This is a genomic window from Pedobacter xixiisoli (genome assembly GCF_900215335.1).
In the GTDB taxonomy this organism is placed as follows: Bacteria; Bacteroidota; Bacteroidia; order Sphingobacteriales; family Sphingobacteriaceae; genus Pedobacter; species Pedobacter xixiisoli.
On the sequence record NZ_OCMT01000002.1, the window covers coordinates 1,057,106 to 1,068,852 of the forward strand.

Here is an 11,747-nt window from a genome sequence, read left to right on the forward strand (position 1 = left end):
GCATTGCTCTAAAAACACCCCGCCCGCTGGGCACCTCTCTACAACAGGGGAAGGTATGATGCAATTTCCCTCTTGTAGAGGGGGTGGTCGAAGACCGGGGTGTTCTATAAATACTAGTGCTTATTTCAAACCACTGAATAAAAACAACTTTTTAATGACAGGCTAATCTATTCTCTCTGCTAAATTTGTTATCAAACCCCTAACATCATGAAAGCAGTAGGATTTAAAACTTCCCTCCCAATAGCATCACCAAATAGTTTTATTGATTTTGAAATCGAAAAACCAACTCCAAAAGGACACGAACTTTTGGTGAAAATAAATGCCATTGCAGTAAATCCAGTAGATTATAAAATAAGACAGAACTCCGCAAAAGATACAGAACTTGCCGAACCTAAAATCATCGGTTGGGATGCTTGCGGTATAATCGAAGCCATAGGAAACGAGGTTTCTTTATTTAAAGTTGGCGATGAAGTTTATTACGCAGGCGACATTACCAAAGCCGGCTGCAATGCAGAATATCAAGTAATAGATGAGCGAATTGTAGGTAAAAAACCTAAGAGTTTAAGTAATGAAGCTGCCGCAGCAATGCCGCTCGCCACCCTTACCGCATGGGAAATTCTTTTTGACAGAATTCGTATCAGCACAGAGAAGGACAAAGGCAAAACTCTACTAATTATTGCTGGCGCAGGAGGTGTAGGTTCTATCGCTATTCAGTTGGCGAAAAAAATAGCAGGTTTAAAAGTTATCGCCACCGCATCAAGACCTGAAAGTATCGAATGGTGCAAGCACATGGGTGCCGACGTGGTGGTTAATCATAAAAATCTGACAGAAGAAGTTAGAAATGCAGGACTTCAATACGTAGATTTTATTGTAGATTTTGTAGATGCCAATGCCTACTGGGACGAAATGGTAGAACTCATCAAACCACAAGGACACATTGCTTCTATTACAGGTAGCGCCACGCCAATTGCGTTAAATAAGTTAAAAACTAAAAGTGCTAGCTTCTCTTGGGAATTTATGTACACTCGCTCAAGCTTTCAGACAGAAGACATGATTGAGCAACATCACATTTTAAACAAAGTAGCTGATTTAATTGATGAGGGAGTATTAGTACATACTTTGACCCAAACGCTAGATGGCCTTTCTGCTGAAACTTTAAAACTAGCTCATGAACAGCTAGAGTCCGGAACTACAATTGGTAAATTGGCGATTAAATTGTAGTGAAATCGTCATTGCGAGGTACGAAGCAATCCAACAACTATTCGTTAACTATTAAAGCGAATTGAGATTGCTTCGTACCTCGCAATGACGACAAAATCTTATATCTTATTTTAACGTGAGTTTTGGGTCTTGATTCGTCATTTCGACCGCAGCAAAGCGAGTGGAGAAATCTTTGAATATATATTTGTTCCAATTATGCTTAAGGATCTCTCCACTTCGGTCGAGATGACGGCAGTTCTACTTCTTGATGCAAATTAAGTAATCGAAAAACAGAGCAAAATATCCAAAGCTCACGTTATTTTAAGAACATTTTGGGCATAATCCCGAAAGTGTAAAATTTACTTCTTTAACTTGATATTGCTTTGGAAGTTTAAAAGTTGGCTCAACATCTTCCAAGCAAGTTACAGATTTACATTTTTCGCAGCTAAAATGAACATGATTATGGTGGTGTTGCTTTTCACAATCGTGGCATTCAGCATATTTGATTACGCCATCTACATTTACAATTCTATGTACAGAACCCTCTTCTACCAATCTGTCTAACACACGGTAAATGGTAACCCTGTCACACAAATCGTTTAAAGCAGCCTGTATTTCTGTATGCGACAATGCCACTTCAGAACTATGAATTAACTTTTTGATTTCTGTTTTTGCTACGGTATTTCTTGCAACTTTCATACGATTACAAATATACAAAAATCTAAAGCATCAAATATTTAATGGCTTAAAGCTATACTTTGTTATGATAAAAAGTACTAGAAAAGGTTTTTGATGATTTGCTCTGTAGTTAAACCTTCAGCTTCAGCTCTGTAGTTACGTACAATTCTATGGCGTAGAATACCTTCAGCTACTGCTTGCACATCTTCAATATCTGGAGAGTACTTACCAGAGATAGCCGCATGACATTTAGCACCTAAAACCAAAAACTGCGACGCTCTTGGACCAGCACCCCAAGAAATAAAATTATTGATTTCAGCAGTTGCAAACTCACTATTAGGACGGGTTTTGGCTACCAATTTTACCGCATACTCCAATACATTATCCGTTACTGGAATATTACGAATCAGTTTTTGAAAATACTGAATCTCACTAGCACTAATGATTTTTTGCAGCTCTACTTTTTGATTGCTCGTGGTATTTTTCACAATCGTTAACTCATCAGCAAACGCTGGATAATCTAGCGAAATATTGAACATAAAGCGGTCCAGCTGTGCTTCTGGCAACGGGTAAGTTCCCTCCTGCTCAATTGGGTTTTGTGTAGCTAGAACAAAGAAGGGTTGAGGCAAACCATGAGTTACTCCGGCAGCGGTAACTGCTTTTTCTTGCATAGCCTCCAATAAGGCAGCTTGTGTTTTAGGAGGCGTACGGTTAATCTCATCCGCTAAGATAATATTGGAAAATATTGGGCCTTTGATAAACTTAAACTGACGGTCCTCGCCTAAAATTTCTGCACCAATGATATCACTAGGCATTAAATCTGGCGTAAATTGAATACGGTTAAAATTAAGGTCTAGTACACCAGCCACGGTTTGCACCAATAAAGTTTTGGCTAATCCAGGTACACCTACTAACAAACAATGCCCATTGCTAAAAATAGCAATGAGCACTGATTTTACAATTTCGTCCTGTCCAATTACGACTTTACCGATTTCGGCATGTATATTTCTAAATGATTGATGCAGGGCATCAACGGCTTCAACCTCATTTTTAAACTGCATTGGCTACTTACTATCTTTATCCTTTTTAACCCAAAGTTTCAATTCGTCACAAGTTTCAAATTCGTCGTCAACCCTAATATAGGTAGTTTCTTTACGTTTTTCAAACCATTGGCTCATTACTTTCGATTCCTTTTCTCGTTGGGCTTGTTCTTTGAATTTTGGATAATCTTGTTCTAAACTGGCTTTATGTGGCGCTATTTTAGATTTCAAGAAGAATATTTTATATCCAGATTTACCACTTTGCTGATCGTTAAACTGAGTAGGTTTAGAAATCTCTCCAACTTTCATTGTATCTATTACCACAAACACAGACGGATCTAATTTCTCTACTGGCATAAATGTAGTTCTAGCAGTTTGGTTATCAGCATAAAGCATCATACCACCATTGTACTGAGTTTCTTTATTATCTGAATATAAAGATGCCGCTGTTGCAAACGGTAATTTTTTGCTCAATAAATCTTGATAAATACTATCTGCCTTTGACTTAACACGCTCCAAGCTTTGTGGTGTATTTTGAGGACGCACCAAAATATGTCTTACATGAGATTGCTCACCTCTACGTTCTAAAACTTGCAAAATGTGATATCCATATTCTGTTTCAAATACTGGCGACATTTCTCCAGCCTTCAACTTAAATGCCCAAGCAGTAAATTCCTTTACCATGGTTTGTCTATCAATGAAACCATAATCTCCACCTTCAGAGGCAGAACCCGGATCTTCTGAATAAGATTTAGCTAAGAAGCCAAAATCCTCCCCACTCTTTACACGTAAACGGATTGCTTCTAACTTATCGTAGTATTTCTGTTTCTCTGCTTTGGTTAATTTTGGCTGTAGTACAATTTCTCCAACCTCCACCTCGGCACCAATATCTGGCAAACTATCTTTAGGGTAAGTATCAAAATATTTTTTTACTTCTAAAGGAGTTACAGTTGTATTTTCGGTAATTTTTGCTTGCATCTTTTGCGCAATCAAACCCTCCTTTACATCTGGGCGCATCTCATCTTTATACTGTAATAAAGATTTTTGCAAGAATTGTTCTAATTTTTCTTGTCCGCCCATACGTTGCGTTTGGTAGCGCATACGTTTATCCAATTCATCATCAACTTGACCTTCTTCCACAACAATAGAGTCTATTTCTGCTTGCTGTTTTAACAACTTTTGCACTAGCATTTGTTGTAAAAAGTAACATTTTGCTTTTGGATCTGCAGGATTACCTTGATTTAAGTAAATAGCATATTGTTGGTTAAGATCAGACAATAAAATAATATTGCTACCTACCACCGCTACTACTTTGTCCAAATTCGGCTTCGGCTGCGCTTTAACGCTCTCAACGTTCAAAAACAAGCATACTAAAATACTTGCTATTGATAAAATTCTCTTCATTAGTATGCTAATTCTGTTGTATAATTTGCAAAGTTAAAATTATTAGGCGTAGAAGCTAATTTAGCAGCTCTATTGCTTAGTTAATTTCTTCAGCTCTGCTTGGTTAATTTTTATCTTGTACTTAGACCTTAAGCTATTTACCCATTCTGTTTCTAGTTGTTGTTGGTAATCTCCAACTACTTGTCCCCTTACTTCTTCAAACGGTTTGCCTTCGTAATTTTTAGCGTTGTTTGTGTAATAAGTTTTCAGTTTCTCATCGTCTTCTTGAGCTTTTCCCCATATTTTCTGCTCGCAAACGTTAAACATCAATACGCCTTCCCTATACTCATTCATGATGTAAGCATACTCAGGCGTATCTGCTGAAACTTTCTTTTGCGCTTTCAAGGCATCTTCATAGCCAGCAATTTCTTCCTTATAAGTTTCATCAGCATCCAACCCTAAAGATTTTGCTTCGGCAACTTTTAATTTAAAGTTGACGTACAAATCTAAATAGGCCGCCAATTCCTTTTGATTCAGGTTGGCTTGACCAGCATGATTCTTTTTATAAACCCAAAGAAACTCTTTGCTACTGATGGGATTACTGTTTATTGTAGCGACGTTTTGAGCGTACAAAAAACCTCCCGCAGTAGTAAAAAACAGAACTAAAAAGACTTTCTTCACAAAAGATGCGTTTGTTAATTAATGGATAAAAGTAATAATTTAAGGTGCTATAATAAGATATTTAACTAATTTTAACAGAAATTTTTTCTATAAAAATGAATAGCAACCAACTTATAACTAACGCAGAAGCTTTACGTTTATTTTTTAACGATGATGTTTATTTAACAGGAGACCTTACTGCTTTAGAAAACACTGCTATTCAAGAATCTACGGCTACACCAATACCTGTTGCAGTAGAAAAAGTACAAACCATCAAGCAGCCTGAAACAGTTGCTACACTTCCTAAGGTAGAAGAACCTGTAGCTGCTTATCCAACATCTTTCGACTTCAAATATTTAGGAAAGAATGAAAAATCTATCCTAATATTGGTAAATGATTCGCAAAATCCAGTAAGTACGCCGCAAGGAACGGAACTTTTACGCAAACTAGTATTGTCTATCAACCTAAAAAATGCTGATTTTGCACTTTTGAATTATTCGGCTTACACTAATGCTAAGTTTGAACATCTGTATTCATTTTTTGCTTGCAAGTTGGTGATTTCTTTTGGAGTACCTCCATTAACATTAGGTTTAGGCGAACAACTGCGCCACCAACTTCATGTAGTTAACGATATAAAAATGATTTTTACCCACAATCTTCACGATTTAGAAACAGACCTTTCTGCAAAGAAAGCACTGTGGGGAACGTTAAAAAATCTGAGTTGACAATTAATCTTACCACCTAAGACACCTTAGCGCACTTAAGCTTTCTGTTAAACATGGAACTACATCGGGTGTTAAAAAACAAATCGAAATATGACACAAGAACTGGTATTTGCGACCAATAATGCACACAAAACAGAAGAAGTAGCCAAAATATTAGCTCCGAACTATAAAGTGTTCAACCTAAAAGATATTAATTGCTTGGTTGATATTCCAGAAACGGGAGGTACTTTTGCCGAAAATGCTACGCTTAAAAGCACTTACGTTTTTGAGACTTTTGGTTTAGATTGCTTTGCTGATGACAGCGGCTTGGAAGTAGAGGCCTTAAACAATGAGCCGGGCATTTACTCAGCTAGATATAGCGGCGTAAAAGATGACGCTACAAATTTACGACTGTTGCTCAAGAATATGGAAGGCAAAACCGACCGTAGAGCTAGGTTTAAAACGGTCATCTCTTTATTAAAGGATGGAGAAAATCATTTATTTGAAGGTGTGATTGAAGGCACCATCAGAACAACCCAGAGCGGCGCAAATGGTTTTGGCTACGACCCTATTTTTCAGCCAGATGGCTACGAAATTACTTTTGCAGAAATGGACATGAGTGAGAAAAACAAAATTAGCCACAGGGCTTTGGCAATGCAAAAACTTATTGAGTTTCTTAAACGCTAGACTTATAAAGACTTACGAAGTTTCGAAAACTTCGTAAGTCCAAATAAACTATAAAAGGTTCGAGTCCATCATTCCGCACCTTAATTTATAAAAGCTTATTTCTTCGCTTTATCTATCGCCCTATTAATTACATCTTGTATGCGTGGTCGAATGTTTAATTTCCCCAACATTTCGCTAACACCTGGATGTACCCTATTCGTCAAAATAACATAAACCATATTACGAGCGGGGTCGGTCCAAACACCAATACCAGTATAGCCAGTGTGACCAAAAGTTTGCGGCGATGCTAACTCTGAAGGGTATTTTTTGGTCGAATCTGGATCCCATCTATCAAAACCCAATCCTCTACGACTTACGTTTGATTGTTTGCTCGTAAACATTTCTACTGTTTGAGGTGTAAAATATTGTTCGCCACCGTAAGTTCCTTTGTTCAGCAACATCTGATTATAAATTGCTAAATCATTCGCTGTTCCAAATAAACCTGCGTGACCCGCAACACCACCTCTCAAAGCAGCACCTTGGTCGTGTACATATCCTTCTAATAAGGTTTTCCTAAATACCTTATCATCTTCTGTTGGAATAATTCTGCTTTTCGAAAATCTGTTTCTAGGTAAGTAACCAGCGGTTTGCATGCCTAGCGGCACATAGAAATTCTCTTGTACATATTGGTCTTCCGGCATTTCGGAAATATGCTCGACGATATCCTGCATTACATACATGCTGATATCACTATACACATAACTTCCTCTGGTTTTTATTGGCGAATTCAGCATCTTTGGCCACATAAAATCATTAAAGAAGCCTTTTTTAATGTAATAGTTATCTGCCACTTTGGTAGGATAAGCCGCTGAAGAATCTCTACTATAATCGCCTTCTTTTACAAAATTATGAAAAGGGATATAAGGAATAAACCCTGCTTGATGTAGCATCACTTCTCTGACGTTTATATTATTCATGGGCGAAGTACGAGCTTTCGCAATATAATAACCTACGTTCGTATCCAATTTCAACTTTTGCTGCTCTACCAAACGCATTACACTTGGTGTAGTAGCCGTAGTTTTAGTTACCGAAGCTAAATCGAAAATATCAGTCACTTTATCAGGCTGTAAATTATCATATGTGTGGTATCCAAATGCTTTATTATAAATCACCTTTCCATCCTTAGCCACCAAAACCACCATTCCTGGAGATGCTTTCTTGGCTATTCCCTCTAGGATGATATCGTCTATTTCCTTTAAATCGTTACTATTTACACCCGCATCTTCTGGCACGGTGTATTTCAAACGAGTTACATTAGTAGTGTAGCCTGTTCCCTGAACATATTTTGCAGAGTAAGTTTTTGACAGCAATTGCTTTGCTGCAATGCCTCCGAAAATAAACTGAGGAACTACTAATGCAGCCTCTTCATTATCTTCAGAGCTCCAAATCAATGGCGCATTAATCTGGTCAAAAGAACTCAGTGCTTTTCCATCCCCGAAAAGTGCTATTACTACGTTTTTGTTTTTTGATAAACTAGCAATAAAATTGATGTACTTGCCCTTATTTACCATTTCGGCATTTAATGCGATGATTATGGTATTGTAGAACTTCACATCATCTTCCAAGTCATTTAGCGTTGCAGAATCTGAATACTTCGTAGCACTTAAAGAAACTACTGGTGCATATTTGTTCAACAAGCTATCGAAACCGATCTGATTTTTGTAGCCCAAATCAATGGAAACAATTTTCTTTTCGGCTAAACCTACAACTGGAATGAAATTCTGATAATTATTAAGGAGAACGGTACTCTTAACCACCTCGTTAATCTTGTTCAAACGACTTTGGTTTTGTTTATGGTCTTGGGCGCAAGCAGTAACCGTAGTTATAGCGGTTAAACAAATGGCAAATATGCCCAACAGACTATTTTTTCTCATAAACTTTTTCTCCATTAACGTAAGTTCTAATTACTTTATTTTCTAAAATTTGTTTCGCGTTAGCTTTCATTAAATCGTTTTCCATCCACACGAAGTCGGCTAATTTACCAACTTCTAGGCTACCTTTTTCCTTTTCTTCGAAATTTGATTTTGCGGCCCAAATGGTCATACCTTTCAAAGTTTCTTCAGCGGTTAAAGCATTTTCTGGCTGAAAACCATTCTTCGGATAATTTTGATTGTCTTTTCGAGCTGTTGCCGCATAAAAAGTAAACATGGGGTTAATTTGCTCTACCGGAAAATCGGTTCCTAAAGGTATCCAACCATTTTGTTGCAACAATTGTTTGTAAGCATAAGCTCCTTTTACTCTTTCTTTACCCAAACGCTCTTCGGCCCAATACATATCTGAAGTAGCATGAGTTGGTTGCACAGAAGGCACTACATTAGCAGAGCCAAATAAGTTAAAATCTTGCTGATTCACCACCTGAGCATGCTCTATTCGCCAACGCTTGTCGTTATTTTTTGGCAGAATTTTATTGTAAATTTTTAAAATTGCTCTATTTGCAGAATCTCCGATGGCATGCGTACACATCTGAAAATCATTTTCGTAAATTTTCTTCGCCACGCTTTCGAAGTGAGTCAAATCACTCAATAAAAACCCATTTTTCTTTGGCATATCGCTATAAGGATGCAGCAAGCAAGCGCCTCGAGAACCTAATGCGCCATCGGCATAAACCTTAAATCCTCTCACATTTAATCTATCGGATTTAATTTTGCCTCTTTTAATTAAGAAATCATAATTCTTCTGATCATCCGAAAGCATCACATACATTCGCATTTTCAAACTTCCTTGGCTTTGAAGTTTTTCAATTCCTTCTACCGCAGGATAATCTAAACCGCAGTCATCAATTGTAGTCAGTCCTACCGCAAAACAATTCTGTTGTGCTTGTAGTAAAAGCTCTTTCATTCTTTCTTTGGTTAAAGCCGGAATTTTAGCACTTACTAAATCGACAGCGTTGTCCACTAGCACTCCAGTAGGCTTACCGTTCTTCTCCATTATTTCTCCGCCAGTTAAATCATAGGCCCTATTAATACCTGCAGCTTCTAACGCCTTTTGGTTAGCAATGGCAGCATGTCCATCAATACGGGTTAACAACACTGGCCTATTGGGGAAAAGCTCATCCAGCCTATCTTTTGCAGGAAATTGTTTATCAGGCCAATCGTTCTGGTCCCAACCTCTACCTGTCAACCATTCCTCAGGTTGATTTTTTGCAAAAGTTTGTAACCGTTGCAACACTTCCTCCCAAGATTTGGTATCGGTTAAATTTGCGTTGTTCAAACTTTCAGCGTAACCAAAAAAATGCGCATGTGCATCAATAAATCCAGGGTAAATGGCGTCGCCTTTGGCATCTAGCTCTTCTTTAGCAGGATACTTTTGCCTGATGTCCGACGAATTCCCCAACGCTAGAATTTTTCCGTCTTTGATCGCCATCGCTTCCACTACTTCGAAAGATTCATTCACCGTGTAAATCTTGGCATTGTATACTACTAAATCTGCCTTTTCATTATTGCAGGCAAGTAACAACATAGCTGTTATGGCAAATAACAAAATACTAATTTTCTTCATTTAAATGATGATTTGTTTACTACTCTAAAGATAGTAAGATTAGGAAAATAAAACCCATTTTTCCATTATTTGAGCAAAATTATACACATCAAAAAATCCACATACTATTACATTCTTTATTCAAATAGCAATGGAAGCATTTTTTTAGAAAAGGCATACTTTTAGAGCTAAAAGGAGTAACCTAAGCTATAAAAAATAGCATTCTCACCTGCTTATGTTAGCGACCCTTCTACCTGTGTCAAAAACCTTCCCTAGCTTAACCTCTCACATCTACCTATGGAAAACTTAATAATGAAAGTACAGAATAACGTACTCAATTACTTAAATTTGTATTATTAAGCTTCATTTTTATCGTTCGTAATGCCTTTAAATTTTAGACGTGTACTTCTTGTTGGATTTTTCTTCATAGCATTGCCCTTACTCTTCACTTCCTGCCGCAAATCTAATTCTATAGAAACTGATACGATATTTCTGGGGCACAAAGGGAGCGGAAGCAATAATTACAGCGACACTTTTATTGAAAATACGGTTCCTTCTGTAAAAAATATATTGAATAAATTAGACGGAGCTGAGTTAGATATTCAAATGAGCCTAGATGGTACGCCTTGGATTTGGCACAATGCTAATTTGAGCGGTTACATCTGTGACGGCGACTCTCAGGCCATCATTCCAGAAATGAGAGATATTGATATCGAAAAAATCAGAATCTGCCATGGAAATAAAACTGACAGGATTTATAAATTATCAGAAGTTCTTGATTGGAGCAATGCCGGGACAGGCATCTATCTATCGCTCGACATTAAAATATCTTTTAGTACAAACACTTTTAGTCTTTACGGTGGTAGAGATGGTTATTTAACCCAATTGGCTACGAGCTTAGCATCGATTTTTAAAAACTACAGATACAGCGACAGAACTTTGGTAGAAATCGATAACCAATTATTTTGCACTACCTTAAAATCTTTTCCATCTACTAAAAACATCACAACTTGTTTTATGAGGTACGAACCAATGGAAGATAAAATAGAAAATGCTGTAAGGTTAGGCTACGATGGCATTAGCTGCAATTACACAGACCCAACCGTGACTGCAGAAACCGTAGCTGCTGCCCACAAAGCTGGTTTAAAAGTTCAATTATGGACACCTTACTACCGTGACGAACTTAGGACAGTTTTTGCAATGAATCCAGATTTTATACAAACAGATAACATCCATGCTAAGCAGGCATTGAAAGTTAATTAGCGTTTGCCAATCTATCCTCTACAAAAACAAAAGGCAGCAGGCTTTTCACACCATTTACTTTAATAATTTGCCCATTTAAGCAATAAAAAATTACGGCAATTGGCGATTTCTGTTTTTGCTCGAACTCAGCCATTACCTGTAAACATGCACCACACGAAGTTACTGGGTTTTTGATATCGAAATTTTCGGTAAATGCAGTTATGGCCATAGCGGTTACCACTGCATTAGGTTTATTTGAACCAATAGCGAAAAGCGCTACCCTTTCTGCACATAAACCAGAGGGATAGGCCACATTTTCCTGATTACTTCCTAAAATAATTTCTCCGTCGACAAGCTTAATAGCTGTACCTACTTTAAATTTAGAATATGGTGAATATGAGGTCTGCAAAGCTTCTTCTGCTCTTATGCACAACAACTTATCTTCAACAGAAAGCTCATTTATATTTTCGTAAGTCTCGTAGGTGATTTTAAAATCAAGTACATTCATAAATTAAACATACAAATTAGAATTAACAAAACTGTAGAAATAGGCGTTATATAGCCAGTTTTCTTAAAACTTTATCTATAATCATTTGTTTGACTAACTGAAAGGAAACTACCTTCAAATAAATAATTA

Annotated in this window: 11 protein-coding genes; 4 read left to right on the plus strand and 7 right to left on the minus strand. The window is 37.2% G+C overall.

Annotated features, from left to right (window positions below):
- Nucleotides 1-207: 207 nt before the first annotated feature.
- Nucleotides 208-1,221, plus strand: coding sequence for a zinc-binding alcohol dehydrogenase family protein (locus CRO54_RS10815; protein WP_097131822.1), 1,014 nt, complete (start codon nucleotides 208-210; stop codon nucleotides 1,219-1,221).
- A gap of 300 nt (nucleotides 1,222-1,521) precedes the next feature.
- On the opposite strand, the gene CRO54_RS10820 is transcribed toward CRO54_RS10815, so the two are convergent.
- The 4 genes from CRO54_RS10820 to CRO54_RS10835 form a co-directional block, all read right to left on the minus strand.
- Nucleotides 1,522-1,899, minus strand: a complete 378-nt coding sequence (locus CRO54_RS10820; protein WP_097131823.1) for a Fur family transcriptional regulator — start codon at nucleotides 1,897-1,899, stop codon at nucleotides 1,522-1,524.
- 77 nt (nucleotides 1,900-1,976) lie between these two features.
- Nucleotides 1,977-2,939 (minus strand): AAA family ATPase, encoded by a 963-nt coding sequence (locus CRO54_RS10825; protein ID WP_097131826.1) that lies wholly within the window; start codon nucleotides 2,937-2,939, stop codon nucleotides 1,977-1,979.
- Between the two features lie 3 nt (nucleotides 2,940-2,942).
- Complete coding sequence (locus CRO54_RS10830; RefSeq protein WP_097131828.1) at nucleotides 2,943-4,322, minus strand: peptidylprolyl isomerase; 1,380 nt, start codon at nucleotides 4,320-4,322, stop codon at nucleotides 2,943-2,945.
- A gap of 69 nt (nucleotides 4,323-4,391) precedes the next feature.
- Nucleotides 4,392-4,982: a hypothetical protein gene (locus CRO54_RS10835; RefSeq protein ID WP_097131830.1), complete on the minus strand. Its 591-nt coding sequence runs from the start codon at nucleotides 4,980-4,982 to the stop codon at nucleotides 4,392-4,394.
- 95 nt (nucleotides 4,983-5,077) lie between these two features.
- On the opposite strand from CRO54_RS10835, the gene CRO54_RS10840 reads away from it, so the two are divergent.
- Nucleotides 5,078-5,686, plus strand: a complete 609-nt coding sequence (locus CRO54_RS10840) for a hypothetical protein (RefSeq protein WP_097131832.1) — start codon at nucleotides 5,078-5,080, stop codon at nucleotides 5,684-5,686.
- Nucleotides 5,687-5,776: 90 nt separating this feature from the next.
- Nucleotides 5,777-6,352: an RdgB/HAM1 family non-canonical purine NTP pyrophosphatase gene (rdgB, locus tag CRO54_RS10845; RefSeq protein ID WP_097131834.1), complete on the plus strand. Its 576-nt coding sequence runs from the start codon at nucleotides 5,777-5,779 to the stop codon at nucleotides 6,350-6,352.
- A 95-nt stretch (nucleotides 6,353-6,447) separates the two neighbouring features.
- Here the strand turns inward: rdgB and CRO54_RS10850 are convergent, their stop codons facing one another.
- On the minus strand, nucleotides 6,448-8,280 hold the full coding sequence (locus tag CRO54_RS10850; protein ID WP_244904289.1) for a serine hydrolase: 1,833 nt from the start codon (nucleotides 8,278-8,280) through the stop codon (nucleotides 6,448-6,450).
- Nucleotides 8,252-9,889, minus strand: coding sequence for an amidohydrolase (locus CRO54_RS10855; protein ID WP_097131836.1), 1,638 nt, complete (start codon nucleotides 9,887-9,889; stop codon nucleotides 8,252-8,254). Before CRO54_RS10855 ends, CRO54_RS10850 begins: the two co-directional genes overlap by 29 nt.
- A 360-nt stretch (nucleotides 9,890-10,249) precedes the next feature.
- Between CRO54_RS10855 and CRO54_RS10860 the strand changes: the two genes are divergently transcribed.
- On the plus strand, nucleotides 10,250-11,131 hold the full coding sequence (locus tag CRO54_RS10860; protein ID WP_097131839.1) for a glycerophosphodiester phosphodiesterase: 882 nt from the start codon (nucleotides 10,250-10,252) through the stop codon (nucleotides 11,129-11,131).
- Here the strand turns inward: CRO54_RS10860 and CRO54_RS10865 are convergent.
- The gene (locus CRO54_RS10865) at nucleotides 11,124-11,618 is read right to left on the minus strand and encodes a cytidine deaminase (protein WP_097131841.1); all 495 of its coding nucleotides are present in this window, start codon (nucleotides 11,616-11,618) and stop codon (nucleotides 11,124-11,126) included. The two genes, CRO54_RS10860 and CRO54_RS10865, sit on opposite strands and share 8 nt — an antisense overlap.
- Nucleotides 11,619-11,747 lie beyond the last annotated feature (129 nt).

Coding starts and splice junctions, on each gene's coding strand:
- CRO54_RS10865 (WP_097131841.1), bottom strand. CDS start 11,618: ATGAATGTACTTGATTTTAAAATCACCTACGAGACTTACGAAAATATA.
- CRO54_RS10820 (WP_097131823.1), bottom strand. CDS start 1,899: ATGAAAGTTGCAAGAAATACCGTAGCAAAAACAGAAATCAAAAAGTTA.
- rdgB (WP_097131834.1), top strand. CDS start 5,777: ATGACACAAGAACTGGTATTTGCGACCAATAATGCACACAAAACAGAA.
- CRO54_RS10840 (WP_097131832.1), top strand. CDS start 5,078: ATGAATAGCAACCAACTTATAACTAACGCAGAAGCTTTACGTTTATTT.
- CRO54_RS10825 (WP_097131826.1), bottom strand. CDS start 2,939: ATGCAGTTTAAAAATGAGGTTGAAGCCGTTGATGCCCTGCATCAATCA.
- CRO54_RS10860 (WP_097131839.1), top strand. CDS start 10,250: ATGCCTTTAAATTTTAGACGTGTACTTCTTGTTGGATTTTTCTTCATA.
- CRO54_RS10850 (WP_244904289.1), bottom strand. CDS start 8,280: ATGGAGAAAAAGTTTATGAGAAAAAATAGTCTGTTGGGCATATTTGCC.
- CRO54_RS10815 (WP_097131822.1), top strand. CDS start 208: ATGAAAGCAGTAGGATTTAAAACTTCCCTCCCAATAGCATCACCAAAT.
- CRO54_RS10830 (WP_097131828.1), bottom strand. CDS start 4,322: ATGAAGAGAATTTTATCAATAGCAAGTATTTTAGTATGCTTGTTTTTG.
- CRO54_RS10855 (WP_097131836.1), bottom strand. CDS start 9,889: ATGAAGAAAATTAGTATTTTGTTATTTGCCATAACAGCTATGTTGTTA.